Here is a 25,621-nt window from a genome sequence, read left to right on the forward strand (position 1 = left end):
GCGGCGGTCCGCCGCGGCGGCCGACCGGTTCACAGACGGAGCCCCATGACGACGTCGTCGACGTAGGTGCCGTCCAGGCGGAACTCCTCGGGGTGGACGCCCTCCACGGTGAAGCCCTCGGAGGCGTAGAGCGCCCGCGCCGGGGCGTTGTGGCCGAGGACGCGCAGGGTGAGGCGGCGGGCGCCGCGGCCGCGGGCCTCGGCGACGGCCGCCCGGATCAGGGCGCGTCCGACGCCGTGCCCGCGCGCCTCCTCCAGGACGGCCAGGCCCTGGATCTGGCGGACGTGCGCGTGAGAGGCGAGCCGAGTGGGGCAGACGATCCTGATGTAGCCGACGACCAGGCCGGCGAGTTCGGCGACGAGGTAGTCCTCGGGCTGGTGGCGTTCGTCGAAGAAGGGGCCCGTCGGGTCCTGCGGGCGGGGCGTGACCGCGTGCAGCGTCGACCAGGTGTCATGGTCGAGGCGGGCCAGCGCCTTCTCGTCGTCGGGCTGCGCGGTGCGTATGTGCGGCGGCTGTCGGCGTGTTGCGGGCATGGGGGTCACCCTACGACCGGAAGCGGCCGGGCTGACCAGGCGTTTGTGCCTGGTGTTCGAGAACCTCGGGCAGAGGATGGGGACATGGAACATTCGAGGATCGCGGTGGCGGGTGCCTCCGGGCTGATCGGCGGCGCGCTGGTGCGGTCGCTGACGGGCGACGGGCACGAGGTGGTGCGTCTGGTGCGGCGGGCGCCGCGGGGACCGGACGAGGTCCGCTGGGACCCCGAGGCCCGGTCCGTGGACGCGGCCGGGCTCGCCGGGTGCGACGCGGTGGTCAACCTGGCCGGGGCCGGGGTGGGTTCGCGGCGCTGGACGGATGCGTACAAGAAGCGGATCAGGGACAGCCGGGTGCTGGGCACGGCGGCGCTCGCCGAGACGATGGCGGCGCTGGACGAGCCGCCGCGGGTGTTCGTGTCCGGGAGCGCGATCGGCTACTACGGGGAGACCGGCGACCGGATCGTCGACGAGGACGCGCCGCCCGGTGAGGGGTTCCTGCCGGAGCTGTGCGTGGAGTGGGAGGGTGCCGCGGATCCGGCGCGGCAGGCGGGGGTGCGGACGGTGTTCGTGCGCACCGGACTCGTGGTGTCCCGGGACGGCGGCGCCTGGCAGCGGCTGATCCCGCTGTTCAAGGCGGGGCTCGGGGGGCGGATGGGCGACGGGCGGCAGTACTGGTCGTACGTCTCGCTGCACGACGAGGTGACCGCGATCAGGTATCTGCTGGCGACCGAGGGGCTGTCGGGGCCGTTCAACGTGACCGCTCCGCAGCCGCTGACCAACCGGGAGATCACGGCGGCGATGGGGCGGGTGCTGGGCCGGCCGACGCCGTTCCCGGTGCCGTCGGCGGCGCTGAAGGCGGTGCTCGGGGAGATGGCCCAGGATGTGCTCGGCAGTCAACGGGTGGTGCCCAGGCGGCTGTCGGAGTCGGGGTTCACGTTCGAGTTCCCGGACATCGAGGGGGCGCTGCGCGCCGCGCTGTGAGTCGGCCGGCCCGTGCGCGTGTCCGTATGCGACCGCCGTGCGACCGTGCCCTGTCGATGCGCGACTTCCGCTGACCGGTCTCCGCCCTAACCTCGACGCGAACTCGGGTATCCCCGGAGCCGGTTGGGGGCATGACGTCTCCACCGGCCGCGCAACCTCGAGGAGGGGCACGTGCTTGAGCCCGCGTACCAGGCGGACGTCGTCGTGGTGGGAGCCGGGATCGCCGGCCTCGCGGCGGCGCAACGGCTGACCAGCGCAGGAATGACGACCGCAGTCCTGGAGGCCGCCCATGACGTGGGCGGCCGCATGGCGACCGAGAAGGTCGACGGCTTCCGGCTCGACCGCATCGGGCAGTTGATGTCCACGTCGTATCCCGAGCTACGGCTGACGCCGGGACTCGACGCGCTCGCCCTGAGCGCTTTCGCCCCAGGGGTTCTGCTGCACAGCGACGGGCGCCGGCACCGGGTGGGCGCCCCGGCGGCCCAGGGTGGCGCAAGGGGCGCACTCCACGCGGTGCGCGCCCTGGCGAGCGCCCCCCGGCCGGTGTCGGCGCCGCGCACACCGCTGGGGACCGCGGTCGACCAGGCCCGGCTCGCCGCCGCGCTGGCCCGGATCGCGGGTACGCCCGCGGGCCGGCTGCTGGCCCGTCCGGACGCTCCGGCCGGCCGGGCGCTGGCGGCCCGCGGGCTGTCCGCCCGTACCGTCGACGGTTTTCTGCGGCCGCTGCTCGCGGCCCTGCTGTGCGATCCGGAGCTGACGGTGTCCGGCCGGTGCGCGGATCTGGCGCTGCACTCCTTCGCGAGCGGGCGGCTGTGCGTGCCGGAGGGGGGCGCGGAGGTGCTGCCGCAGTTGCTCGCGCGGTCGCTGCCGGCCGGGACCGTGCACACCGGGGTGCGGGTCACCTCGGTCTCCACCACCTCGGTGACCACGGCCGAGCACGGCGTCTTCCGGTGCCGGGCGGTCCTGCTGGCCACCGGCGCGCGCTCCGCGGCGGAGCTGCTGCCGGGGCTGCGGGTGCCGGACGGGCTCCCGGTGACGGTGGTCCACCACACGACCGACGAGGCGCCGGCGACCGGCGGGGCGCTGCTGCTCGACGCCGACCGGGGCGGACCGGTGGCGCACACGGCGGTGCTGAGCGCGGTGGACCCGACCCGGGCGCCGGCGGGCCGGGCCCTGGTGTCGTCGACGGTCCTCGGGCCCCCGCCCGCGGACCTCGACGCCGCGGTCCGCACCCATCTGGCCCGGCTGTACGGCATGTCCACGGCCCGCTGGGAGACCCTCGCGGTCCATCACACGCCCGAGGCGGTCCCCGTCCTGCGGCCCCCGCACGACCCGCACCGGCCGGTGCGCCTGCTGGCGGGGCTGTACGTCTGCGGCGACCACCGCGACACCGGCACGGTCCAGGGCGCCCTGCACTCGGCGAGCCGCGCGGCCCGTGCCCTGGTGGCGGACCTGGGCGCGGCGGGCTCCCTGCACCGGGCCGACCCGCTGCCCTCGGTGCCGAGAGCGGCGTGACGCCGTTCACCGCCCTCCCGCGAGGACGGTGAACGGGGGGTGCGCGGGTACCGCCGGTGCCGGGGGCCGGCGGTGCCCGGCGTGCCGTCAGACCAGGGCCGCCACCTTGTCCCGGTAGCCGCGCACCGGTGCCGCGTCCTTGTAGGGCTCCAGCCTGCGCTCGAAGTCCCTGATGTACTCCACCGCCCGGACCGACCGCATCTCCGCGGCCTGGCCCGCCGCCTCCGCGCCCAGGTTGCACGCCTGGTCGAGTTCGCCGAGGCCCAGCCGGGCGGAGGCGAGGACGATCCGGCAGAACAGGCGGCTGCGGGCGAAGGCCGGGGCGCGCAGCTGGAGCGAGCGTTCGGCGTGCTGGGCCGCGGCCCGGAACTGCTGGAGGTCCCGGTGGCAGTGCCCGAACTCGTCCGCCAGCTGGGCCTCGTCGAAGAAGCGCGCCCAGTGCGGCACGTCGTCACCGGGCCGGACCGCCTCCAGCGCGCGCTCGGCCCGCACCAGCGAGGCCGTGCACGCCCGCACCTCCCCCAGCACCCCGTGCCCGCGCGCCTCGGCCGAGTGCAGCAGCGCCTGGACGGTGGGCGGGGCGTTGGTGCCGACGCCCTGCTGGGCGACCCGCGCCAGCTGCACCGCCTCCCGGCCGTGCCCGAGATAGACGGCCTGGCGGCTCATGGTCACCAGGACGTAGGAGCCGTACGCCCGGTCCCCGGCCGCCTGCGCCAGCCGGAGCGACTGCACGTAGTACCGCTGGGCGAGGCCGTGCGCGGCGATGTCGTACGAGGTCCAGCCGGCCAGCCGGGTCAGGTCCGCGGCGGCGGCGAAGAGCCGGCGGCCGGTCTGCTCGCCGTAGGTGCCGCGCAGCATGGGCTCGCACTCGTGCTCCAGGTAGCGGACCAGGGCCTGCCGGGCGTGGCCGCCGCCGTACATGTTGTCGAGGGTGCGGAAGAGTTCGCCGACCGAGCGCAGCGCGCTGATGTCGCCGCCGGTGACCCGCTGGCCGGGGCCGCGTTCGGCCTGGCCGCGCTGGCGGGGCACGGCCGGCCGGCCGGGCTGAACGGGCACCCTGACGACCGTCTCGCCGTGCGCGACCCGGTCGTCGGCCCGGCCGATCAGCCAGTCCCGGCTCGGCACCACGAGCCCGGCCGGGGTGAAGGCGATCTTGCGCAGCTCGGCGTGGCTGCCGGAGTCCTTGCGCCACAGGCCGCTGACGATGTCGACGGCCTCCTCGGGAGTGGCGGCGAACTCCAGGCCGGCGTAGACGGGGGCGCAGGCGTCCAGGCCGAGGTCCTGGGCGGTGAGCCGGCGTCCGAGGCGGCGGGTGAAGACCTCGGCGATGAGGGCGGGGGTGGTGCCGCGCGGCTGCTGTCCGCGCAGCCACCGGGTCACGGATGTCTTGTCGTATCTCAGGTCCAGCCCGTGTTCGAGTCCGAGCTGATCCACACGTCGGGCGAGACCCGCGTTGGAGAACCCCGCTTCGGCGATGAGCGCGGCGAGCTGTCGGTTGGGAGTGCGCTGCGCGGGTCGTTCCGTCATCTGCGGTGCGGTCTCCTGCCTTCCGGGCTCTGACTTGCCCGGATTGCCTGTGAGCAGCCCTTATGGCCTCTGCGAACGGCGTGAATGTAGCGGAGAGTGAGCAGGCGGTCGCACACTTCCCCACCCGTTCATCCGATCGTGTGAGGATTAGCCCCGGAGCTGACGCCCGAAGGGCAGTCGTACAGTGGCGTAGGCACCGTTCGTGCCTTACGTCGTCCAGGGAGGCGCTTGCCGTGAGTGAGCTGCGGTTCGTCCGTATGGGGTTCGGCCCCGACGCCGTCGACTACCAGGAGGCCTGGGACGAGCAGCGCCGGGTGCACGCGGCGCGGTTCGCCGACGAGGCCCCCGACACCGTGCTGCTGCTCGAACACCCGCCGGTCTACACGGCGGGCCGGCGCACGGCGGACAACGAGCGGCCGCTGGACGGCACCCCGGTGATCGACGTGGACCGCGGCGGCAAGATCACCTGGCACGGACCGGGCCAGCTGGTCGGCTACCCGATCCAGAAGCTCCCGCGTCCGGTGGACGTGGTGGCGCACGTACGGCGGCTGGAGGAGGCCCTGATCCTCACCTGCGCGGAGTTCGGCCTGGAGACCAGCCGGGTCGAGGGCCGCAGCGGCGTGTGGGTGCTGGGCGACCCGGTCGAGTCGCGGCCGGCCCTCGGCGGGCTGTCCCTGGACTTCGACCCCCGGCTCCACGACGACGAGTTCGACCCCCGGCTCAACGGCCCCGAGTACGCCCCCTCCAACGCGGGCCAGCGCCGCGAGGACCGCAAGATCGCGGCGATCGGCATCCGGGTCGCCAAGGGCGTCACCATGCACGGCTTCGCGCTGAACGTGAACCCCGACAACAAGTGGTTCGACCGGATCATCCCGTGCGGCATCCGGGACGCCGGCGTCGCCTCCCTCGCCGCCGAGCTGGGCCGGGACGTGACCATGGACGAGGTCCTGCCGGTCGTGGAGCGCCACCTGACGGACATCCTCGGCGGCGCGGACCTCAAGCCGCGGGAGATCGAGCGGACGGCCGTCTGAGCGCGGGAATCAGACCTGCGGCCATGAGGTTGGCCTCACAGCGGGGCCGAGCAAACACGGGCGTACCCTGGTGTACGCCGAAGAATCGAAGTTACAGGGAGCCGATGTGTCCGCAGTCACACCCGACGGACGCAAGATGCTGCGCCTGGAGGTCCGGAACGCCCAGACCCCCATCGAGCGCAAGCCCGAGTGGATCAAGACCCGGGCGAAAATGGGTCCCGAGTACACCGCCATGCAGAAACTCGTGAAGAGCGAGGGCCTGCACACGGTCTGCCAGGAAGCCGGCTGCCCCAACATCTACGAATGCTGGGAGGACCGCGAGGCCACCTTCCTCATCGGCGGCGACCAGTGCACCCGCCGCTGCGACTTCTGCCAGATCGACACCGGCAAGCCCGAGGCCCTCGACCGCGACGAACCCCGCCGCGTCGGCGAGTCCGTCGTCACCATGGACCTCAACTACGCCACCATCACCGGCGTCGCCCGCGACGACCTCGACGACGGCGGCGCCTGGCTCTACGCCGAGACCGTCCGCCAGATCCACCAGCAGACCGCCTCCCGCGAAACCGGCCCCACCAAGGTCGAACTCCTCGCCCCCGACTTCAACGCCGTCCCCGAACTCCTCCAGCAGGTCTTCGCATCCCGCCCCGAGGTCTTCGCCCACAACGTCGAGACCGTCCCGCGGATCTTCAAGCGCATCCGCCCCGGCTTCCGCTACGACCGCTCCCTCAGGGTCATCACCGAAGCCCGCGACTTCGGCCTGGTCACCAAGTCCAACCTCATCCTCGGCATGGGCGAGACCCGCGAAGAGGTCAGCGAGGCCCTGCGCCAGCTCCACGACGCCGGCTGCGAACTCATCACCATCACCCAGTACCTGCGCCCCTCCGTCCGGCACCACCCCGTCGAGCGCTGGGTCAAGCCCCAGGAATTCGTCGAGCTCAAGGACGAGGCCGAGCAGATCGGCTTCTCCGGCGTCATGTCCGGCCCCCTCGTCCGCTCCTCCTACCGCGCCGGACGCCTGTATCAGATGGCCGTGGAGAAGCGCGGCGCCTACATCGCCTCCCAGGCGGTCTGACGCACCATCACTCTCCTTGCCCAGCACGGAGAGTGCGCGCGTGTGAAGTCACGCACAAGCAACTACCGGTCGGTAACGGCCGATTCGGTGCGGTCCCGACCATTTTCCCAGTTGAGGGCACATGGCGGGGCCGCGCCGGTGTTTCCGAGACACCTCACAGGGCTTCATTGCCGTTTGACCGGTCAGTCACGCCCTGGTAACACCAGTCTGTGAACCTGGCTTCACGCCACGCGCACTCCATCTCCGGGAACCGCTTCGAGGGGGGACCTCCACCATGCAGGCCGCGCCGGTCCGTGCCACCGCCATTCCGTCCTTCTCCACCGCACTGCGCGCCGTCGAGTCGCTGCTGATGAGCGGCGGCCAGCGCACCGCCCGCCAGAACGCCTGGACCTCCGTCCTGGAGGACCGCCGCCGCGCCAAGGACCGGGTCGAGGCGCAGCGCGTACTGGACCAGACGCTCTCCGCCCGTACCCGCCCCTGATCCACGCGCCCCTCCCCACGGGGCCTCCCCCCGCCTTCCCTCCCGGCCTCCCCGCCGGGCACTGCCGTCGTCGCCGCTCCTGGGGCCACGTAGACTTCACGGCATGGCGAGGAAGGAAACCGCAGCGGACGCTGCGAACCCCGGGCGACTGAAGCAGATCGCTCTGACCTACAAGATGACCCGCAAGGCCGACAAGCTGATCGGTCTTGTACTCGCGGCTGTCGGAATTGTCACCTTCGGTGTCTTCCTCGCGATCGGCTTCTTGATCGGGCACCCCATCTATCTCGGCATCCTGGGCCTGCTCCTCGCCTTCCTCGCGACGGCGATCGTGTTCGGGCGCCGGGCCGAGCGGGCGGCCTTCGGGCAGATGGAGGGACAGCCGGGCGCCGCCGCGGCCGTCCTGGACAACATCGGCCGAGGCTGGACGACCACCCCCGCGGTGGCGATGAACCGCAGCCAGGACGTGGTGCACCGGGCCGTCGGCAAGGCCGGCATCGTCCTGGTCGCCGAGGGCAACCCGAACCGGGTCAAGAGCCTGCTGGCCGCCGAGAAGAAGAAGATGAACCGCATCGTCGCGGACGTGCCCGTGCACGACCTGATCGTCGGCACCGGCGAGGAGCAGGTCCCGCTGAAGAAGCTGCGCACGACGATGCTGAAGCTGCCGCGCGTGCTCTCCGGCCCCCAGGTGACCGCGACCAACGACCGGCTGCGGGCCATGGGCGACCTGATGAGCAACATGCCGCTGCCCAAGGGGCCGATGCCCAAGGGCATGAAGCTCCCCAAGGGTGGAAAGGCCCGCTGACCGTCCCTCCTCGACTACACGACACGGAGGGGGCGCCCGGATTCACCGGGCGCCCCCTCCGTTCTGCGTGTGCGCGTGCCGGACGACCTCCGCGCGTGCCGGGTGCGGGTCAGATGCGGACCTGCACCGTGCGGGCCAGGCGGTCGTGCAGGCCCCGGCCGTCGCGGTCCCAGACCAGGGCCGGTACGGCGAGGCAGAGCAGCACGCTGCGCAGCGCGGCCCGCAGCGGGTTGACCCGGCCGGTCTCCAGGGCGACGACCCTGAGCCCGAAGAGCCGCTTACCCGGAGTGAAGCCGACGGTGCCGACCGTCAGGGCGCTCATCAGGAAGAGCAGCAGCAACGCCCAGTTCCCGGTCACCGAGTCATAGCCCTGGGTGATCAGGCCGTATGCGATCAAGAGGCACAGGCCCCAGTCCACGGCCAGGGCCCCGAGCCGGCGGCCGGGGCGGGCGACGGAGCCCGGCCCGTGCTCCGGCAGACCGAGCTGCTCGCCCCGGTAGCCCAAGTCGACACCGGCCTCTTCCATGGCCGCGCGGGGGCCGGAGAGCCACGATCCGATTGCTTGCCTGTTGTCCACCCGTCCAAGGTACTGCGCCCGTATATGACCCAGGACAGCCGGGGTGCGTCGGGCTACGGTGGAACAGGGACCGGTTAACTTGTGCGAAACAATTGGGTCACGCACGAGAAATCACGCATCCCTAGGGTCGAGGTCAGACTGTGCCACCGCACTGGCCGCACGAACGAACTACCACCCCGGCACGGACGGTCGGGAGTAGGAGGAGCTGGATGTTCCAGAACGCCGACGAGGCCAAGAAGTTCATCGCGGACGAGGACGTCAAGTTCGTCGACGTCAGGTTCTGCGACCTGCCGGGCGTCATGCAGCACTTCACGGTGCCCGTCGAGGCGTTCGACCCGGACGAGGAGCTCGCCTTCGACGGATCGTCGATCCGCGGCTTCCAGGCCATCCACGAGTCCGACATGGCGCTGCGCGCGGACCTGTCGACCGCCCGGGTCGACCCCTTCCGCCGCGACAAGACGCTCAACGTCAACTTCTTCATCCACGACCCGATCACGGGCGAGCAGTACTCCCGTGACCCGCGCAACGTGGCGAAGAAGGCGGAGGCGTACCTCGCCTCGACCGGTATCGCGGACACCGCGTACTTCGGTCCGGAGGCCGAGTTCTACGTCTTCGACTCGGTCCGCTTCTCCACGAGCGCGAACGAGTCCTTCTACCACATCGACTCCGAGGCGGGCGCCTGGAACACCGGCGCCGTCGAGAACAACCGTGGTTACAAGGTCCGCTACAAGGGCGGCTACTTCCCGGTCCCGCCGGTCGACCACTTCGCCGACCTGCGCGCCGAGATCTCCCTGGAGCTGGACCGCCAGGGCCTGAAGGTCGAGCGCCAGCACCACGAGGTGGGCACCGCCGGCCAGGCCGAGATCAACTACAAGTTCAACACGCTGCTCGCCGCCGCGGACGACCTCCAGCTCTTCAAGTACATCGTGAAGAACGTGGCCTGGCGCAACGGCAAGACCGCGACCTTCATGCCGAAGCCGATCTTCGGCGACAACGGCTCGGGCATGCACGTGCACCAGTCGCTGTGGACCAACGGCGACCCGCTGTTCTACGACGAGGCCGGCTACGCGGGCCTGTCGGACACCGCCCGCTACTACATCGGCGGCATCCTCAAGCACGCCCCGTCGCTGCTGGCGTTCACCAACCCGACGGTGAACTCCTACCACCGCCTGGTGCCGGGCTTCGAGGCGCCGATCAACCTGGTGTACTCGCAGCGCAACCGCTCCGCGGCCATGCGCATCCCGATCACGGGCTCCAACCCGAAGGCCAAGCGCGTCGAGTTCCGCGCGCCCGACTCCTCCGGCAACCCGTACCTGGCCTTCTCGGCCCTGCTGCTGGCGGGTCTGGACGGCATCAAGAACAAGATCGAGCCGGCCGAGCCGATCGACAAGGACCTCTACGAGCTGGCTCCCGAGGAGCACGCGAACGTGGCCCAGGTCCCGACCTCGCTCCCGGCCGTCCTCGACTCGCTGGAGCGCGACCACGAGTTCCTCCTCCAGGGCGACGTCTTCACGCCGGACCTGATCGAGACGTGGATCGACCTCAAGCGCACCACGGAGATCGCCCCGCTCCAGCTGCGCCCGCACCCGCACGAGTTCGAGCTGTACTTCGACGTGTGACATCACCCCAGGTCAGCGCGGTTTTCCGCGCCGCCTGGGCCGTCTTGGGCCATCGGCCGTGTCCTCCCCTCGCCGGGAGGACACGGCCGATGGTCGTTTCCGGGCGGCGGTCCCGCCCGGTTCCGCACCGTCTCGGGCCCGGCCGGCGGATGTGCGGAGTCTTACCCGAACTGAACAGACGGGCAGGAGTGCTCGGCGTATCGTGGAGGGCACTGATGTTCGAGAAGGGTCACGGGGATGTCCGAACAGGGTGATGGCGAGCGGGAGTTCGACATCAAGTGGGCCGATGACGCCGAGCACAAGGAACCCTCGGCGCGGGCCCGGATGCTGGCCGCGCGCTGGAAGGCGAACCCGCCCGGACCGGTGCCCTTCCGCGGTGACCCCGATCCGGTGCGCCGGGGCCGGCACCGGTCGTGGATCTCCACCGTCGTGGTGCTGGGCTGTGTCGCGGCGGTCATCGTGCTGCTCGGGTACGTGAATCTGCGGGGCTCCTCCTACTGAGAGAGCCTTTGCCGGCCCGGGGCACGTTCCGGGCCGACCCTTGAACGTGCGGCGATGCACACTGGCAGTGGGACGAGTGCCTGACTGCGGGGTGATGCGGATGCGGAGTCGCTTTGCGAGCGACCGGCGGCTGACCGCCCGGATGGGGATCACGCTGTTCCTGCTCGGTCTGCTGTACGTGGCCTTCGTGGCCGCGCTGATCGTGCTGCTGAAGTCGTGGGTGCTGGTCGTGGTGGTCGCCGCGGGGTTCCTCGGGGCTCAGTACTGGTTCTCCGACCGGATGGCGCTGTTCGCGATGCGCGGGCGGGTCGTGGAGCGCGAGGAGTATCCCGAGCTGCACGGGGTGGTGGACCGGCTGAGCGCGCTGGCCGGCATGCCGAAGCCCGCCGTGGCCGTGTCCGATATGGACATGCCGAACGCGTTCGCCACCGGCCGCAACCCCGATCACGCCGTGGTCTGCGTGACCACCGGGCTGCTGCGCAGGCTGGAGCCCGAGGAGCTGGAGGGCGTGCTGGCGCACGAGCTGTCGCACGTCGCGCACAAGGACGTCGCCGTGATCACGATCGCCTCGTTCCTCGGCGTCGTCGCCGGGCTGATCGTGCGGTTCGCCTTCTACAGCCAGCTGTTCGGCGGCGGACGCCGGGACCAGAACACCGCGGCCGCCCTCGCCGCCGTACTGGGTGTGTCGGCCGCCGTGTACGCGATCAGCTTTCTGCTGATCAGAGCCCTGTCGCGATACCGGGAGCTGGCGGCGGACCGGGCGGCGGCGCTGCTCACCGGGCGGCCCTCGGCGCTGGCGGCGGCGCTCACCAAGGTCAGCGGGGACATCGCCCGGATCCCGACGAAGGACCTGCGCACGGCGCAGGCGTTCAACGCCTTCTACTTCACCCCGGCGCTGGGCCGGGACCCCGGCCTCGCCCGAATGTTCTCCACCCACCCGAGCCTGGAGCAGCGGCTCGAACAGCTGGGGCGGATCTCCGCCGAGCTGGGTGACGCGGCGGCTCCCGGAGGGGCCTGACCATGGGACTGCTGGACATTCTGCTCGGCCGTACGAAGCCGGTCGCGCCCGATCTGGACCGCCTGTTCGGGCTGCCCTCGGCCGCGGTGACGCTGGAGGCGGCCACCGGTCTGGTGCCGACCGGGAGCGGGGCGGTGTGCTTCGCCACCGTCGAGGGCGCCGCCTTCGAACAGACGCACCGCGAGGTCCAGGCGCTGCTGGACGCGGACGCGGACCGCGACGGCCCTCCGGTACGGCTGACCAGGGACGGCTACGGCTACTCCTGGCTGGTCTCCGAGCGCTCCCCCGACGGGCTGCCGGAGCTGGTGAACGATCTGCACGCGGTGAACAGCGCGATGGAGGTCAACGGATTCGGCCCCCAGCTGCTCTGCTCGCTCGCGGGCTTCCGCGCCCCGGCCGGGGACGGCGCGCTGGCGCTGGTCTACCTCTACAAGCGCGGCACCTTCTACCCCTTCGCGCCGCTGCCCGGCGAGGGACAGCGGCGCGACAACGCGCTCGAACTCAGGGTGCGGGCAGTGCTCGGCGACGACCTGCGGATGGAGGAGGACCTCGGCCGCTGGTTCCCGGTGTGGGGTGCCCCCGGGTTGTGAACGGCTGTGCGACCGGCTGTGCGACCGGTTGCGTGGCCGGTTGCGTGGCCGGTTGTGCGACCGGACCTCAGCGGCCCGGGCCGCGCTCCTGACGGCGGGCCTCCAGGGGGCGCTCACGACGGTAGCGGCGCTCCCATTTGGCCTGCTTGTCCCGCCGGTCGCGGTAGGCGCGGTAGTCCGACGGCACCGCGCCGGAACCGCCCGGCCGGGTGGCCGGCGAGGCGTCCCGCCCGTGCCGCACGTACAGGAAGAGCACGGCGACCGCGGCGAGCCAGTAGAGGGGGTTTCCGAACCCCAGGACGACCAGGACGACGGTCCCGGAAATGACGATGGTGCCCATCACGGGCCTCCGTGGGCATGAGTGGGTGATGACTGGGCGGTACTGGACGCGACGGGGCGGGGTGGACGCCGGGGGCGGGGCGTCCGGCCGTCGGTGCGTAGAGAGTAGCCCCGAGTCAGCCGGGTGACGCCGGTCCTGCGGGAACCGGATGAAAGGGGCTCCGCTGCGCGTATCCAGCGTAGGAAGGCGGTCACTCGGCGTGCATCCCGTTTTCCGCCGCCCTAGAGTCGGAACGATTGCGCAAAAGCCGCAATACGTTCAATTCCGTACGGGAACCAGGGGTGTCTCACGATGAGCGATCTCTTCGTCATCGCCTACAACGACGTCGCCACGGCGAACCAGGTGCGCGAGAAGCTGTTCGAGCTGTCCAAGCAGCATCTGGTGGAGCTGGAGGACGCGGTGGTCGTCGAGCGCCGCCAGGACGGGAAGATCAAGCTGCACCAGGCGGTCAGCCACACGGCCGTCGGCGCGGCCGGGGGCGCGCTGTGGGGCGGTGTGATCGGGCTGCTGTTCCTGGCCCCACTGCTCGGCGCGGCGGTGGGCGCGGCGGCCGGCGCGGCCGGCGGGGCGGTCACCGACACCGGTATCGACGACAACTTCATGAAGGACCTCAGCGCGAATCTGCGCCCGGGCGCGGGCGCGCTGTTCGTGCTGGTGAAGAAGGCCGCCGACGACAAGGTGATCCCGCAACTGACCCCTTACGGGGGCGAGTTGGTGCAGACCTCGCTGAGCAAGGCCGACGAGGACCATCTGCGCGAGGCCATCGAGGCGGCGATGAAGCAGCCGTCGGCCTGACCCGGCCGGCCCCGGGGTCACACGTCCGGGGCCGCCCGCAGCACACCCGCCGCCACCGCCGCGCGCAGAGCCGCGTGGTCGGTGGCGGTCTGGTCGGCGTAGCTCATCGCGAAGTCGGCGACGGCCCGCTCGAAGGTGCCGGAGCCGCCGAGGTAGGAGGCCACGGCGATCCGGTCGCCCGAGCGGGCGTGCGCCCTGGCCAGGGCGGTGCCGCACAGCCGGGCGTACCGGCGCAGTTCGCCCGGGCCCATGGCGGCGACCTCCACCGAGCCCTTCATGTCGCGCAGTTGGCGCCAGTAGTAGGCGCGGCCCTGCGGTCCGGTCATCCAGCCGAGGAAGATGTCGCCGGCCGCCTGCATCAGCCGCTGCCCGGCCACGACCCGGCGGCCGGGGTGGACGTACGGCCCGGCCGGCAGGTGCTCCTCCAGTACGGACCTGCGGGCCTCCTTGATCTGGAGGAACAGGGGGTCGTCGGCGTCGCGCCCGGCGAGCAGGACGATGAAGCAGCGGGTGCCGACGCTGCCGACGCCGACGGCCTTGCGGGCGGCGTCGGTGAACCGGTAGCGGTCGAGCAGTTGTCGGCGCTCCTCGGAGAGGGTGGAGCGGTAGTCGCTGAATATCTTGCGCAGCGCGGCGGTGTCGGAGGCGCCGGCCGCCTCCAGCAGGGGCGGGTCGAGGATGATGCGGCGGCGGCCGTCGACAGTCTCGGTGAGTTTGCCGAGCGCCTGGAGGCTGGTGCGGCGGCGGGCGCGGGTGAGGGTGGCGCCGACCCGGCGGCGGCCCCGGGCGCCACGGGCGAAGGCGAGCAGGCTGTCGGCGTCGATGTGCTCGTACCAGACGTCGAGTTCACCGAGGCCGGCCAGGCGTCGTATCCCGGTGCGGTACGCGGCGCCGGCGGCGAGCGCCGAACGGTGCACGTCCGTCTCGCTGTGGCCGTTCTCGCGGGCGGCGACGGCGACGCTGACGGCGAGACGCTTGACGTCCCACTCGAAGGGGCCGGGGAAGGTCTGGTCGAAGTCGTTGAGGTCGAACAGCAGCCGGCGCTCCGGGGAGGCGTAGAGGCCGAAGTTGAGCAGGTGCGCGTCGCCGCAGAGCTGGACGGTGAGTCCGGTGTGCGGGGACGCGGCCAGGTCGGCGGCGAGGACGGCGGCGGCGCCGCGCAGGAAGGCGAAGGGTGAGGCGGACATCCTCCCGTACCGGACCGGGAGCAGTTCCGGGAGCCGGTCGCGGCCCTGGCGCTCCAGTACGCCGACGGGGTCGGGCCGGTCGACGGAGGGCAGCCACAGGGCGTGCGCGGAGCGGGGCACCCGCTTGCGGGCGTCCTTGCCGCGCCGGGCGCGGTCGACGGGCGTGCTCATGGCCGGGCCGGGACTGTGGGTACCCGCAGCCGCTGCATCGGACCTCCCCGTCACCCGCTCGCCACCTCTTGATGGCAGTGAAGAACGGCACCGCGGCGGGCGCATGCCGCGTAGGGCGAACGGGTGACGGGGGTGCAGTGCCGGTGCCGGGTGCCCACGCCGAGCGGGCACCCGGCACGCCGGGTCATCCGGTCACCGCGTCACCGCGTCACCGGCTCAGCGGCTGTAGCGCATCAGTGCGCGGACCATGTGGCAGGTGGTGTCCGACGGCGGGTGTACGCCGATCAGCTCCGCGGTGTCGCGGATCGTCTCGTTGTGGGCCTGGTTCGGGACGAGGACGCCCGAGTCGAGCAGGGCTATGGCCAGGCGCAGGGCCTTGAGCCGGCGGTTGTGGGTGACGTACCACTCCCGCGGGCGGCCCGGCGGGAGGGCGCTCTTGACCAGCGGGGCGTACGGCAGGTCCAGCAGGACCGGTCGCTTCGCGGTGGACTGGGTCGGCAACGGCTTCGGCTTCAGTGCGGCAGCGGGCACGGGCATCCTCCTGTCGCGGTCGGGGTGCCGTCCGTCCGGACGCTCCGGCGACACCCTCGAACACTGCTTCCATTCTACTGCCCGCCACTGACAATCAGCAGACCGCGAGATCCATAAAAAGCGCAGGTGGGAGCGGGATTCAAGAATCCGTCACAGCAGCTCGGCAAGTGACTCCTGGGGCGATGATAATTCGAACAGAGCCACCCTCGCCGGGGACCGTCCACAGCACGGACCGTCCACCGCGGGGACCGTCTACGGTGGGCGGCATGGAGATCTGGATCAACCCCGCCTGTTCCAAGTGCCGCAGCGCCCTGACCGTCCTCGACGCCGAGGGCGCCGACTACACCGTCCGGCGCTATCTGGAGGACGTGCCCGAGGAGGGGGAGATCAGGGAGGTGCTGGAGCGGCTCGGGCTGGAGCCGTGGGACATCACCCGCACCCAGGAGGCGGCGGCGAAGGAACTGGGGCTGAAGGAGTGGGCCCGCGACGCGGCCGGCCGCGAGCGGTGGATCGCGGCGCTGGCCGCCCACCCCGAGCTGATCCAGCGGCCCATCATCACCGCGGACGACGGCACGGCGGTCGTGGCCCGCACCGAGGACGCGGTGCGCGACGCGCTGTCCCGGAAGTGATCCGGGGCCGATCGTGAGCGCGGCTCAACTTCCTTGTGACGCAGGTTACTTGAAGTCTTTCGCGTGACCTCTGAGTAACTTCGTTCGGGATCTCGTACATAGCGGCGTACTCTCCCCCGAGGCCAGGAGGCGCGCATGTCGCGTAGGAGAACGCTCAGCACGAAGAAGAAGGTGGCCCTGCTGGTGACCGCCGCCGCGGTCGCGGGAGGCGGCGCCTTCGTCATGGCGGCCACCTCGAACGCGGCGCAGTCCGCGGCGGACTCGACCGTCTGCCAGGGGCTGGCCACCGCGCTCGGCAACAACGAGCGGTTCATCGCGGACCAGAAGGCCAGCCCCGACGCCCAGTCGCAGGCCCGTATCGCCAACCGCGAGGCGGTCATCGCGCAGATCAAGGTCCAGCAGGAGGCGTCCGGGTGCGTCGTCGGGGAGTCGGCTCAGGGCTCCCAGGCAGCACCGCCCGCCGCGCCGCCCGCCCAGTCGCAGGAGGCGGCCCAGCCCGCGCAGCCGGCCCAGCCCTCACAGCCGGCCGAGGCGGCGCAGCCCGCGCAGCCCGGTTCCGGGCAGCAGGTCTGCAACGGCTCCACCGTCACCCTCTCCGGTGAGGGCGGCGCCCCGGCCGCGTCCAGCAACCAGTTCCCGGTCGGGACCAAGCTGAAGGTCACCAACCTGGACAACAACAAGTCCACGACGGTGGAGGTCACCTCGGTCTCCGGCTCCTGTGCGCTGCTGAACAACGCGGCCTTCGAGCAGGTGCGCGAGCCCGGCAAGTTCCTGATCCGCCGGGCCGTGATCGAGAAGGTGGGGTGAGGCCGGGGCCGCCGAGGACGAGCTGAGGCGGCAGGCCGGGCCGGGGGGTTCCCGACGTGCCCGCCTCGCTCCCCGTACGTGTCAGTGTCCTGCCGCTCCGGCCGGGAGCGGCAGGACAGGCATGTCCGGGTCGTTCCGGCCTTCCGGCGCTTCGGCGCTCCGGCGCTCCGGCGTTTTCGGGCACGCCGCCTTGTACCCGGTCCGGGCCCGGGCTCGTACGGGCCGTGGTCCGGATTCCGGTCCGAGTACAGGAGGAACAGGCGGCGCGCCCGGGCACGCTCGCGCGGTGAGGCGTCGGCGTTCCGTCGCCGTCGTCGTACTCCCATCGCATACGAGGCTCCCGCCCGGGACGGCGCTCCCCGCCCGCGCGGCCCTCTGCGGCCCCTCACAACGTGAGTCGCGCCACAGCACCACCAGGTAACACGGGGTTCACATTCGAGCAATGACCGGGAAATCGCCTGTTGACAGGCTCGCGGGCATCGAAGGCGGCGCCCCAGTGCCGCAGCGCCGCAGCACCCGCAAGTGCGCCTAGAGACCCACCCCGAAGGATGTGGCCCGTGAGCTTCAAGGCTGAGTACATCTGGATCGACGGCACCGAGCCGACGGCCAAGCTCCGTTCGAAGACCAAGATCCTGGCCGACGACGCCAAGGGTGCCGAGCTGCCGATCTGGGGCTTCGACGGGTCCTCCACGAACCAGGCCGAGGGCCACTCCTCGGACCGTGTGCTCAAGCCGGTCTTCACCTGCCCCGACCCGGTCCGCGGCGGCGACGACATCCTGGTGCTGTGCGAGGTCCTCAACATCGACCTCACCCCGCACTCCTCCAACACCCGTGCCGCGCTGGCCGAGGTCGCCGAGAAGTTCGCCTCCCAGGAGCCGATCTTCGGCATCGAGCAGGAGTACACGTTCTTCAAGGACGGTTACCCGCTCGGCTTCCCCAAGGGCGGCTTCCCGGCCCCCCAGGGCGGCTACTACTGCGGTGTCGGCGCGGACGAGATCTTCGGCCGTGACGTCGTCGAGGCGCACCTGGACAACTGCCTGAAGGCGGGTCTGGCGATCTCCGGCATCAACGCCGAGGTCATGCCCGGCCAGTGGGAGTTCCAGGTCGGCCCGGTCTCGCCGCTGGAGGTCTCCGACCACCTGTGGGTCGCCCGCTGGCTGCTCTACCGCACCGCCGAGGACTTCGGTGTCTCCGCCACCCTCGACCCCAAGCCGGTCAAGGGCGACTGGAACGGCGCCGGCGCGCACACCAACTTCTCCACCAAGGCGATGCGCGAGAACTACGAGGCGATCATCATCGCCGCCGAGTCCCTCGGTGAGGGCTCCAAGCCCCTCGACCACGTCAAGAACTACGGCGCCGGCATCGACGACCGTCTGACGGGTCTGCACGAGACCGCCCCGTGGAACGAGTACTCCTACGGTGTCTCCAACCGCGGCGCCTCGGTCCGTATCCCGTGGCAGGTCGAGCAGGACGGCAAGGGCTACATCGAGGACCGCCGTCCCAACGCCAACGTCGACCCCTACGTCGTGACCCGCCTCCTGGTGGACACCTGCTGCTCCGCCCTGGAGAAGGCCGGCCAGGTCTGATCCGCGACTTCCCGCAATGGGGGGCGCTCGCCATTACGGCGAGCGCCCCCTTCTGCGTATCGTGCGCCGCATGGAGATCGACAGCGCACCGGACCCGGCCGACCTGTTGGGGGCGATGGAGTCCGACGACGCCCTGGTGCGCGACGCCGCGCTGCAGTGGCTCGTCTCCGCCTCGTGGCGCGAGGACGACTTCGCCGCCGCGACCGCCCGCGCGGTGCCGGAACTGGCCCGGCTCGCCCGCGAACTGCCCTCTCACCGGGCGGAGTTGCTGGCACTGCTGGGCAGCCTCGCGGACCGTGACGGCTGGCCCGACGCGGCCGAGCCCGCCCGGCGGGCGGTCGCCGCCGAACTGCCCTCGCTGCTGCCCTTCGCCGAGGACCCGGACCCCGCCGTGCGGGACGCCGTGCCGCCGCTCGCCGTGGCCTGCCGCCACCGGGGCGCCCTGCCCCTGCTGCGGGCGCGGCTGGCACGCGAGAGCGATCCGGCGGTACGCGCCCACACCGTCACCGCGCTCGCGCTGCTGGAGCCGGACGGCTCCGGCTGGCGGCGCGCGCTCCTCGCCGACCCCGAACCCGCGGTGCGGCTCGCGGCCGCCGAGGACCTGCTGCGCACCGCCGAACCGCCGTTCCCCGACGACCTGGTGGACACCTGCGCGCAGGCCTATGCCGCCGCCCCCTACGAACTCGACGAGGCCTACTGGGCGCCCGCGCCGCACCGGCGGTTCACCGACCGCGTCCTGGACGACCCCGGCGCGGCCGTGCGCGCCGCCGCCGGGGGCGTGCCGCTGGCCTTCGCGGTCACCGAGCACTGGCGCGACCGCGAGGCCGACGTCCTGCCGTACGCGCTGCGCGACCTGGAGGAGTGCGACGGCGACCTGTACCAGCTGGCCCGGCTGGCCTGCGCGCTGCCGGTCGAGGTGCTCGCGCCGGTGCGCGACCGGGTCCGGCCCTGCCTGGGCGGGGACTTCGCCCTGCGGGCCGCCGCGGTCACCGCGCTGGCCCGCGCGCACGCCCCGGAGGCGGTCGAGGAGGCGGTACGGCTGGTCGCCGACGCCCCCGGACCGCCCGGCGGTTACGGCCTGACGCGGGCCGTCGACGCGGTGACGGAGGTCTTCGGCGCCGACGCCCTGCCGGTGGCCCGGGCCGTGGCGGGGCGGGTCGGGCACACCCACGCGGACGTGATCCGGGTGCTCGGGCGCTACCCGGAGGTGGCGGCGGAGGTGGTGGAGGAGATCGCCGCGCTGGTGCACCGGTACCCGGGCAGTCACGCCTGGGCCGCGATCGCCGTACTGGGCGAGCTGGGCCCGGCCGCGGGAGAGGCGGCCGCCCGGGCGCTGCGGGACGAGGCCGTCCGGGGCACCCATCCCTCGGTCGCGGTGTACGCCGCCGAGGCCCACCACCGGGTCAGCGGGGACCCGGCGCTCGCCCTGGCCGCGCTGGACCGGGAGGGCCCGGAGCGGTTCCCGGAGCTGACCGCCCGGCTCGGACCGGCCGGCGCGCCCCTGCTGCCGCGGCTCGAACCGCTGCTCACCCCCGGCACCCCGGCCGGCACCCGGGCGGCGGCGGCCCGCGCGGTCTGGCGGATCACGGGCCGCATCGAGGACACCGTGGAGCCCCTCGCCCGCCGGGCGGCCGCCACCGACGCCCACCACACCGAACGGCTCGCCTCGGTGACCGCCCTGACGGAGACCCGGCTGCTCCCCCGCTTCGCCGAGACCACGCTCCGGACGACGGCCGGGGCACCCCGCCGCGCGGTCCACGACCTGGGCCTCGGCTGCGACCCCCACCCGGACTACCGCCTGCGCTCCGCGGTACGCGCCCTCCTGGACACGGCCCACGTCATCGGCTGACCCCGGAACCGAACCGCCCGCCGGCACCGACCGGCCCGGGCGCCGCGCCGCCCCAAGAGCCCGGCCCAACCCACAGGTCCGGGCGGCCACCTGCCCAGGCCGAACACCGGACCGGGCGACCACGGGACCGGCTGACCCCAGAACCGGGCCGACCCAAACGCCGGACCGGACGACCACCGGACCGCCCGACCCCAGAACCGGGCCGACCCACGGGACCGGACGACCACCGGACCGCCCGACCCCAGAACCGGGCCGACCCACGGGACCGGGCAGCCACAGGACCAGGTCGAACGCCGAACCGGGCGACGACGGGTTGGGCCGACCACGGGACGGGCGCACGGGTGCGTCACCGGACGGGACCCGGGCGACCACGGAACCGGGCCACCCCACAGGCCCTGATCACCACGGAACCAGCCCAGCCCACAGGACCGAGCAGCCGCAAAGCCAGGCCGACCGCCGAACCGAGCGACGGGCCGCACGAGATCGGCCGACCACGGGAGCAGACCAACCCACAGGACCGGCTGACCGCAGGACGGACCGACCCACGAGACCGGCCCGCCCCGCAGGGCCGCCCACCCCGCAGGGCCTGCCGCCCCACGAGACCTGCCGCACCCGAGACCCCTCGCCTCGGCACCGGCCGGCCCCCGGGACCCGACCCCTCGCCCACAGGACCAAGCCGCCCCCGCCCCCACTCTCTGCTGACGGCAGAGTCCCTTTCCCTCCCCCCCGCCCGGCGGGCAGAGTCGGGGGCATGAGACTTCTGGTGCTGGGTGGGACGGAGTTCGTGGGGCGGGCCGTGGTCGAGGAGGCGGTCGGGCGGGGCTGGGAGGTGACCGTCTTCCACCGGGGGCGGCACGCGGCGCCGGCCGGGGTGCGCGTGCTGCACGGCGACCGCACCGCGGAGGGCGGGCTCGCGGCGCTGGCCGAGGGCGAGTGGGACGTCGTCGTCGACACCTGGTCCGCGGAACCCCGCGCGGTGCGGGACACGGCGCGGCTGCTGCGGGACCGGGTCGGGCGGTACCTGTACGTGTCGAGCTGCTCGGTGTACGCGTGGGCCGCGCCCGCCGGTTACACCGAGGACGCCCCGGTGGTCGACGGCGCCTCCCCGGACGCCGGCCGGACCGCGTACGCCGAGGACAAGCGGGGCGCCGAGCTGGCCGTGCTGGACGCCTTCGGACCGGAGCGCTCGGTGCTGGCCCGCGCGGGCCTGATCCTCGGCCCGTACGAGAACGTGGGGCGGCTGCCCTGGTGGCTGAACCGGATGGCGAGCGGCGGCCCGGTGCTGGCGCCCGGCCCGCGGGACCTGCCGATCCAGTACGTCGACGCCCGTGACCTCGCCGGATGGCTGCTCGGCGCGGCGGAGCAGCGGCTGAGCGGGGTGTACACCGTGATCGGGCCGTCCGGGCACGCCACCATGGGCACGCTGCTCGAAGCGTGCGCCGAGGTCACCGGCGGTGGGGCCGAACTGCGCTGGACCGAGCCGGAGTCGATCCTGGCGGCCGGGATCGAGCCGTGGGTCCAGCTCCCGGTGTGGGTGCCGCCGGACAGCGACCTGCACGGCGCGCTGCACTCGGCCGACGTGTCCCGGGCCGTGGCCTCGGGGCTGCGCTGCCGTCCGGTGGAGGAGACCGTCGCCGACACCTGGAGCTGGCTGCTCGGACTCGGCGGGAGCGCCCCGATGCGCCCCGACCGCACGGTCAAGGGGCTGGACCCGGAGGTGGAGGCGAAGGTGCTCGCCGGGGCCGGGGGTGCACCTGGCACCACCCCCTGAGCGGGGGCCCGGCCCAATGACCCGCTCCCCCGGGTCGATCAGACTGGGCGCATGACGACGACGGCAACGACGACGGAGACGAAGAGCGGCGGCCCGGCGCGGGGGATGGTACTCGCGGGGGTGCGCGGGCTGGGCCTCGCGCTGGTGCTGCTGCCGGGGGCGGTGCTCTGTTTCACCCTCTCGCTGGTGTCCATCTCCCTGATACCCATCGGCGTGGGGCTGGTGACGACTCCCTACGTCCTGAAGGGTGTCAGGGCGTTCGCGGACTGGCGGCGGGTGCTGGCGGCCCAGTGGTGCGGGGTGCGCATCCCCTCGGCCTACCTGCCGGTCGCGCGGGACGCCAACCCCTGGGAGCGCACCTTCGGGATGCTGCGCGACCCGGCGACCTGGCGGGATCTGCGGTGGCTGGCGGTCGACATGTCGGCGGGGTACCTCACGGCGCTGCTGCCGGCCGTACTGCTGCTGTTCCCGCTGGAGGGCTTCGCCCTGGCGGTCGGCATGTGGCGGATCTTCCCCGACGACTACTGGTACGGGTTCGTACCGGTCGACGGACAGGCCTCGGCGCTGGGCGCCGGCGCCCTCGCCGCCGCGGTGCTGCTGCTCGCGCACCTCTACAACACCCGCCTGCTGCGGGCCCACTTCGTCCTGACCCGGACCCTCCTGGCCCCGAGCCAGGGGCAACTCGCCGAGCGAGTGCGGGTGTTGACGGAGACCCGGCGGGACGCCGTGGACAGTTCCGCCGCCGAGCTGCGGCGCATCGAGCGGGATCTGCACGACGGGGCGCAGGCCCGGCTGGTCGCGATGGGCATGGATCTCGGCACGATCGAGATGCTCGTCGAGAAGGACCCCGAGCAGGCGAAACTGCTGCTCGCGCAGGCCCGCAGGTCCTCCGCCGACGCCCTGTCCGAACTGCGCGACCTGGTGCGCGGCATCCATCCGCCGGTCCTCGCCGAACGCGGACTCGGCGACGCCGTGAGGGCGTTGGCGCTGCGGACGCCGGTGGCGACCGAGGTGACGGTGGAGCTGGCGGGGCGGGCCGAGGCGCCCGTGGAGTCGGCCGCGTACTTCGCGGTCAGCGAGGTGCTGACCAACGCGGTGAAGCACTCCGGCGCCGACCGGATCTGGATCGACGTGCACCACACGTCCGAGGGCGGGGGCATGCTGCGGATCTCCGTCACCGACAACGGCAGGGGCGGCGCGGTGACCGGCGCCGGGACGGGGCTGGCCGGGGTGGAGCGCCGACTGGGTACATTCGACGGCGTCCTGGCCGTCAGCAGTCCCGCGGGCGGTCCCACCATGGTGACCATGGAGATTCCTTGCGCGTTGTCCTAGCCGAAGACCTGTTCCTGCTGCGCGACGGGCTGGTCAGGCTGCTGACGGCCTACGGCTTCGAGATGGCCGCCGCGGTGGAGACCGGCCCCGAACTGGAGCGGGCGCTCGCCGAACTGGAGCCGGACGTCGCCGTGGTGGACGTACGGCTGCCGCCCACCCACACCGACGAGGGCCTGCAGTGCGCGCTGCGGGCCCGCCGGGCGCGCCCCGGCTTCCCGGTCCTGGTCCTCTCCCAGCATGTGGAGCAGCTCTACGCCCGCGAGCTGCTGGCCGACGGCGAGGGCGGGGTGGGTTATCTGCTCAAGGACCGGGTCTTCGACGCGGACCAGTTCGTGGACGCGGTACGGCGGGTGGCGGGTGGCGGCACCGCGATGGATCCGCAGGTGATCCAGCAGTTGCTGAGCCGGCGGGCGGCGGACGAGCGCCGGCCGCTGGACCGGCTGACCCCGCGGGAGCTGGAGGTCCTGGAGCTGATGGCGCAGGGGCGGTCCAACGCGGCCATCGCCGGCCAGCTGACCGTCACGGAACGGGCCATTGCCAAGCACACCTCCAACATCTTCGCCAAACTGGACCTGGAGGTCTCGGAAGACGACAATCGGCGCGTCCTTGCGGTTCTCGCGCATCTGGACCAAGGGCGCTGAAAAAGCAAGCCCCGAACGGCAGTTGCCGTGAAATTTCTGAGACCGCTGAACACTCCTGGGACTCCGTCCGTATGGATGGGAGCCGCTTCACTCCTGTCGGGCGCCTCGCTGCCCCGCAAGGAAGTCAGAGGAGTTCCATGGGACGCAACACACGAAAACGCCGTACGCCGCTGGCCACCAAGGCCATTGCCGCATCGGCGGCCCTAGCGCTCGGTGGGGGCGGGCTGATCTGGGCGAACTTCTACGCATCCGCGCATGAGTCGGGCTCGGGCCAGAACAGCACCAAGGCCACCGCGACGCAGATCGCCACGATCGACTGCCCCGACGTGGGCCAGCAGCTCACCGATGTGCCGAATCAGGCCCGTGGTGAGGTCGACGGCGAACTGGCCACTCTGGACCAGCAGATCACCGAGGCCTACCAGCGGCTCGCGAGCACGCGTGCCGCCCAGGCGGGGGACCCCGGTTTCGTCCAGAACAGCATTCTCCAGCCGCTCAAGGACCGGCGGAAGGTCATCATCGACCGCATCCAGCTGGAGATCAACCGGGCCGGCGGCGGCGCTTCCGAGGACCTGGACAACCTGTCGGGCTGCACCGGCACGCCCGCCGAGCAGCCGCAGACCAACGACGGCGAGGCGGGCCAGGGCGACGGCCAGAACACCGGTGACGGCCAGAACCAGGGTGACGGCCAGGACCAAGGTGACGGCCAGGACCAGGGCGACGGTCAGGACCAGGGTGACGGCCAGGACCAGAACCAGGGCGGCAACGGGCAGGGCGGCAACGGCCCGACGGCCGACGACTTCGTCGACATCACCCAGGTTCAGGCCAACGCCCAGCCGGGTGTCGGCGCCAACGGCCTCCGCGCGAACGGGCGGTCCGGGTCGCGGGGCACCTTCACCACCAAGTGCGGCACCAACAGCAACGACAACCACAACACGGACAACGTGATCGTGGCCCCGGGTGTCAGCAACGGCGCCCACCACCTGCACGACTACGTCGGCAACCAGAACAACGACGCGTTCGCGAGCGACCAGGACCTGGCGGGGGCGCAGACCACCTGCCGGAACCAGGGCGACCGCTCCTCGTACTTCTGGCCGGTGCTGCGACTGCAGGACGGTTCGCAGGACTTCGACCAGAACAACGCGGGCGGCGGCACCGAGGGCAACGTCGGCCAGATCCTCGAACCGAGCGTGGCCCAGCTGAAGTTCGTCGGCAACAAGCGGGGCAAGGTCGTCGCGATGCCGTCCGCGCTGCGGATCATCACCGGTGACGCGAAGGCCTTCGTCAACGGCAACGCCAACGCGAACGTCAACTGGAGCTGCACCGGCTTCGAGAACAAGGTCCAGCTCAAGGACAAGTACCCGATCTGCCCCCAGGGCAGTGACGTGGTCCGCACGACCAACTTCCAGAGCTGCTGGGACGGCCAGAACATCGACAGCGCCAACCACCGTACGCATGTGGCGTTCGTCCAGGCCGACGGCACCTGCGCCAACGGCTTCAAGGCGATCCCGCAGCTCCAGGTCCGTCTGGTCTACGACGTTCCCGCCCCGACCATCGAGAACGGTCAGGTCGTGAACCCGTACGCGGTGGACAGTTTCCCGGAGAACCTGCACAAGCCGATCACCGACCACAACGACTTCATCAACTTCTTCTCGACGAGGCTGATGAACAAGATGGTCAACTGCATCAACAACGGCCAGCGCTGCCAGTGAACCACTGAGAGGGCCGGTGATGGGGA

25 protein-coding genes are annotated in these 25,621 nt (G+C 72.2%); 19 read left to right on the forward strand and 6 right to left on the reverse strand.

What is annotated here, in order from left to right:
- Positions 1 to 29 precede the first annotated feature (29 nt).
- Positions 30 to 533, reverse strand: coding sequence for a GNAT family N-acetyltransferase (locus tag ABT296_RS27440; protein ID WP_351931320.1), 504 nt, complete (start codon positions 531 to 533; stop codon positions 30 to 32).
- 84 nt (positions 534 to 617) lie between these two features.
- Between ABT296_RS27440 and ABT296_RS27445 the strand changes: the two genes are divergently transcribed.
- Together ABT296_RS27445 and ABT296_RS27450 are read left to right on the forward strand one after the other, a co-directional pair.
- The gene (locus tag ABT296_RS27445; RefSeq protein ID WP_351931321.1) at positions 618 to 1,514 is read left to right on the forward strand and encodes a TIGR01777 family oxidoreductase; all 897 of its coding nucleotides are present in this window, start codon (positions 618 to 620) and stop codon (positions 1,512 to 1,514) included.
- A gap of 171 nt (positions 1,515 to 1,685) precedes the next feature.
- Complete coding sequence (locus ABT296_RS27450; protein ID WP_351931322.1) at positions 1,686 to 3,029, forward strand: NAD(P)/FAD-dependent oxidoreductase; 1,344 nt, start codon at positions 1,686 to 1,688, stop codon at positions 3,027 to 3,029.
- A gap of 87 nt (positions 3,030 to 3,116) precedes the next feature.
- Here ABT296_RS27450 and ABT296_RS27455 read toward each other — a convergent pair whose 3' ends face one another.
- The gene (locus ABT296_RS27455) at positions 3,117 to 4,556 is read right to left on the reverse strand and encodes an NsdA family TPR-like regulatory protein (RefSeq protein WP_351931323.1); all 1,440 of its coding nucleotides are present in this window, start codon (positions 4,554 to 4,556) and stop codon (positions 3,117 to 3,119) included.
- Between the two features lie 233 nt (positions 4,557 to 4,789).
- Here ABT296_RS27455 and lipB point away from each other — a divergent pair, with 233 nt between their 5' ends.
- The 4 genes from lipB to ABT296_RS27475 all read left to right on the forward strand — a co-directional run bounded on the left by lipB (position 4,790) and on the right by ABT296_RS27475 (position 7,942).
- Positions 4,790 to 5,587: a lipoyl(octanoyl) transferase LipB gene (gene lipB / locus ABT296_RS27460; RefSeq protein ID WP_351931324.1), complete on the forward strand. Its 798-nt coding sequence runs from the start codon at positions 4,790 to 4,792 to the stop codon at positions 5,585 to 5,587.
- Positions 5,588 to 5,693: 106 nt separating this feature from the next.
- Positions 5,694 to 6,659: a lipoyl synthase gene (gene lipA, locus ABT296_RS27465; RefSeq protein WP_351931325.1), complete on the forward strand. Its 966-nt coding sequence runs from the start codon at positions 5,694 to 5,696 to the stop codon at positions 6,657 to 6,659.
- A 274-nt stretch (positions 6,660 to 6,933) separates the two neighbouring features.
- Complete coding sequence (locus ABT296_RS27470; protein ID WP_351931326.1) at positions 6,934 to 7,140, forward strand: SCO2195 family GlnR-regulated protein; 207 nt, start codon at positions 6,934 to 6,936, stop codon at positions 7,138 to 7,140.
- A gap of 103 nt (positions 7,141 to 7,243) precedes the next feature.
- Positions 7,244 to 7,942 (forward strand): DUF4191 domain-containing protein, encoded by a 699-nt coding sequence (locus tag ABT296_RS27475; protein ID WP_351931327.1) that lies wholly within the window; start codon positions 7,244 to 7,246, stop codon positions 7,940 to 7,942.
- Between the two features lie 109 nt (positions 7,943 to 8,051).
- On the opposite strand, the gene ABT296_RS27480 is transcribed toward ABT296_RS27475, so the two are convergent.
- Positions 8,052 to 8,519 carry an RDD family protein gene (locus ABT296_RS27480; protein WP_351931328.1) on the reverse strand — a complete coding sequence of 156 codons (468 nt, stop codon included), beginning with the start codon at positions 8,517 to 8,519 and terminating at the stop codon, positions 8,052 to 8,054.
- Between the two features lie 209 nt (positions 8,520 to 8,728).
- Here ABT296_RS27480 and glnA point away from each other — a divergent pair, with 209 nt between their 5' ends.
- The 4 genes from glnA to pspAB all read left to right on the forward strand — a co-directional run bounded on the left by glnA (position 8,729) and on the right by pspAB (position 12,247).
- Entirely contained in the window at positions 8,729 to 10,138 is a 1,410-nt protein-coding gene (gene glnA / locus ABT296_RS27485; protein ID WP_351931329.1) for a type I glutamate--ammonia ligase, read from the forward strand.
- Positions 10,139 to 10,375: 237 nt separating this feature from the next.
- On the forward strand, positions 10,376 to 10,639 hold the full coding sequence (locus ABT296_RS27490) for an SCO2583/SCO2584 N-terminal domain-containing protein (RefSeq protein WP_351931330.1): 264 nt from the start codon (positions 10,376 to 10,378) through the stop codon (positions 10,637 to 10,639).
- 100 nt (positions 10,640 to 10,739) lie between these two features.
- Positions 10,740 to 11,657: a zinc metalloprotease HtpX gene (gene htpX / locus ABT296_RS27495; protein ID WP_351931331.1), complete on the forward strand. Its 918-nt coding sequence runs from the start codon at positions 10,740 to 10,742 to the stop codon at positions 11,655 to 11,657.
- 2 nt (positions 11,658 to 11,659) lie between these two features.
- A complete protein-coding gene (gene pspAB, locus ABT296_RS27500) occupies positions 11,660 to 12,247 on the forward strand; it encodes a PspA-associated protein PspAB (protein WP_351931332.1) in 588 nt (195 codons plus the stop codon).
- Between the two features lie 67 nt (positions 12,248 to 12,314).
- Here the strand turns inward: pspAB and ABT296_RS27505 are convergent, their stop codons facing one another.
- Complete coding sequence (locus ABT296_RS27505; RefSeq protein ID WP_351931333.1) at positions 12,315 to 12,587, reverse strand: hypothetical protein; 273 nt, start codon at positions 12,585 to 12,587, stop codon at positions 12,315 to 12,317.
- A 291-nt stretch (positions 12,588 to 12,878) separates the two neighbouring features.
- Here ABT296_RS27505 and ABT296_RS27510 point away from each other — a divergent pair, with 291 nt between their 5' ends.
- On the forward strand, positions 12,879 to 13,382 hold the full coding sequence (locus ABT296_RS27510) for a DUF1269 domain-containing protein (protein ID WP_351931334.1): 504 nt from the start codon (positions 12,879 to 12,881) through the stop codon (positions 13,380 to 13,382).
- A gap of 17 nt (positions 13,383 to 13,399) precedes the next feature.
- Here ABT296_RS27510 and ABT296_RS27515 read toward each other — a convergent pair whose 3' ends face one another.
- Positions 13,400 to 14,740, reverse strand: coding sequence for a DUF2252 domain-containing protein (locus ABT296_RS27515; protein WP_351931335.1), 1,341 nt, complete (start codon positions 14,738 to 14,740; stop codon positions 13,400 to 13,402).
- A gap of 216 nt (positions 14,741 to 14,956) precedes the next feature.
- A complete protein-coding gene (locus ABT296_RS27520; protein ID WP_351931336.1) occupies positions 14,957 to 15,271 on the reverse strand; it encodes a hypothetical protein in 315 nt (104 codons plus the stop codon).
- 266 nt (positions 15,272 to 15,537) lie between these two features.
- Between ABT296_RS27520 and ABT296_RS27525 the strand changes: the two genes are divergently transcribed.
- The 8 genes from ABT296_RS27525 to ABT296_RS27560 all read left to right on the forward strand — a co-directional run bounded on the left by ABT296_RS27525 (position 15,538) and on the right by ABT296_RS27560 (position 25,595).
- Positions 15,538 to 15,900 carry an ArsC/Spx/MgsR family protein gene (locus ABT296_RS27525; protein WP_351931337.1) on the forward strand — a complete coding sequence of 121 codons (363 nt, stop codon included), beginning with the start codon at positions 15,538 to 15,540 and terminating at the stop codon, positions 15,898 to 15,900.
- Positions 15,901 to 16,035: 135 nt separating this feature from the next.
- Positions 16,036 to 16,707 carry an SCO2207 family protein gene (locus tag ABT296_RS27530; RefSeq protein ID WP_351931338.1) on the forward strand — a complete coding sequence of 224 codons (672 nt, stop codon included), beginning with the start codon at positions 16,036 to 16,038 and terminating at the stop codon, positions 16,705 to 16,707.
- 557 nt (positions 16,708 to 17,264) lie between these two features.
- Positions 17,265 to 18,293, forward strand: coding sequence for a glutamine synthetase (glnII, locus tag ABT296_RS27535; protein WP_351931339.1), 1,029 nt, complete (start codon positions 17,265 to 17,267; stop codon positions 18,291 to 18,293).
- A 70-nt stretch (positions 18,294 to 18,363) separates the two neighbouring features.
- Positions 18,364 to 20,142 carry a hypothetical protein gene (locus tag ABT296_RS27540; protein WP_351931340.1) on the forward strand — a complete coding sequence of 593 codons (1,779 nt, stop codon included), beginning with the start codon at positions 18,364 to 18,366 and terminating at the stop codon, positions 20,140 to 20,142.
- A 751-nt stretch (positions 20,143 to 20,893) separates the two neighbouring features.
- On the forward strand, positions 20,894 to 21,913 hold the full coding sequence (locus ABT296_RS27545) for an SDR family oxidoreductase (protein ID WP_351931341.1): 1,020 nt from the start codon (positions 20,894 to 20,896) through the stop codon (positions 21,911 to 21,913).
- Positions 21,914 to 21,964: 51 nt separating this feature from the next.
- A complete protein-coding gene (locus tag ABT296_RS27550; RefSeq protein ID WP_351931342.1) occupies positions 21,965 to 23,245 on the forward strand; it encodes a sensor histidine kinase in 1,281 nt (426 codons plus the stop codon).
- Positions 23,230 to 23,886 carry a LuxR C-terminal-related transcriptional regulator gene (locus ABT296_RS27555; RefSeq protein WP_351931343.1) on the forward strand — a complete coding sequence of 219 codons (657 nt, stop codon included), beginning with the start codon at positions 23,230 to 23,232 and terminating at the stop codon, positions 23,884 to 23,886. The genes ABT296_RS27550 and ABT296_RS27555 overlap by 16 nt, the downstream gene beginning before the upstream one ends.
- Before the next feature lie 137 nt (positions 23,887 to 24,023).
- Entirely contained in the window at positions 24,024 to 25,595 is a 1,572-nt protein-coding gene (locus tag ABT296_RS27560; protein ID WP_351931344.1) for a DUF1996 domain-containing protein, read from the forward strand.
- Positions 25,596 to 25,621: the final 26 nt, after the last annotated feature.

This window comes from Streptomyces sp. NPDC000983 (assembly GCF_040299205.1).
Lineage (GTDB): Bacteria > Actinomycetota > Actinomycetes > Streptomycetales > Streptomycetaceae > Streptomyces.

Coding starts and splice junctions, on each gene's coding strand:
- ABT296_RS27490 (WP_351931330.1), top strand. CDS start 10,376: ATGTCCGAACAGGGTGATGGCGAGCGGGAGTTCGACATCAAGTGGGCC.
- ABT296_RS27445 (WP_351931321.1), top strand. CDS start 618: ATGGAACATTCGAGGATCGCGGTGGCGGGTGCCTCCGGGCTGATCGGC.
- ABT296_RS27540 (WP_351931340.1), top strand. CDS start 18,364: ATGGAGATCGACAGCGCACCGGACCCGGCCGACCTGTTGGGGGCGATG.
- glnA (WP_351931329.1), top strand. CDS start 8,729: ATGTTCCAGAACGCCGACGAGGCCAAGAAGTTCATCGCGGACGAGGAC.
- ABT296_RS27525 (WP_351931337.1), top strand. CDS start 15,538: ATGGAGATCTGGATCAACCCCGCCTGTTCCAAGTGCCGCAGCGCCCTG.
- htpX (WP_351931331.1), top strand. CDS start 10,740: ATGCGGAGTCGCTTTGCGAGCGACCGGCGGCTGACCGCCCGGATGGGG.
- ABT296_RS27550 (WP_351931342.1), top strand. CDS start 21,965: ATGACGACGACGGCAACGACGACGGAGACGAAGAGCGGCGGCCCGGCG.
- ABT296_RS27545 (WP_351931341.1), top strand. CDS start 20,894: ATGAGACTTCTGGTGCTGGGTGGGACGGAGTTCGTGGGGCGGGCCGTG.
- ABT296_RS27505 (WP_351931333.1), bottom strand. CDS start 12,587: ATGGGCACCATCGTCATTTCCGGGACCGTCGTCCTGGTCGTCCTGGGG.
- ABT296_RS27455 (WP_351931323.1), bottom strand. CDS start 4,556: ATGACGGAACGACCCGCGCAGCGCACTCCCAACCGACAGCTCGCCGCG.
- pspAB (WP_351931332.1), top strand. CDS start 11,660: ATGGGACTGCTGGACATTCTGCTCGGCCGTACGAAGCCGGTCGCGCCC.
- ABT296_RS27530 (WP_351931338.1), top strand. CDS start 16,036: ATGTCGCGTAGGAGAACGCTCAGCACGAAGAAGAAGGTGGCCCTGCTG.
- ABT296_RS27475 (WP_351931327.1), top strand. CDS start 7,244: ATGGCGAGGAAGGAAACCGCAGCGGACGCTGCGAACCCCGGGCGACTG.
- ABT296_RS27515 (WP_351931335.1), bottom strand. CDS start 14,740: ATGAGCACGCCCGTCGACCGCGCCCGGCGCGGCAAGGACGCCCGCAAG.
- ABT296_RS27470 (WP_351931326.1), top strand. CDS start 6,934: ATGCAGGCCGCGCCGGTCCGTGCCACCGCCATTCCGTCCTTCTCCACC.
- ABT296_RS27510 (WP_351931334.1), top strand. CDS start 12,879: ATGAGCGATCTCTTCGTCATCGCCTACAACGACGTCGCCACGGCGAAC.
- ABT296_RS27560 (WP_351931344.1), top strand. CDS start 24,024: ATGGGACGCAACACACGAAAACGCCGTACGCCGCTGGCCACCAAGGCC.
- ABT296_RS27440 (WP_351931320.1), bottom strand. CDS start 533: ATGCCCGCAACACGCCGACAGCCGCCGCACATACGCACCGCGCAGCCC.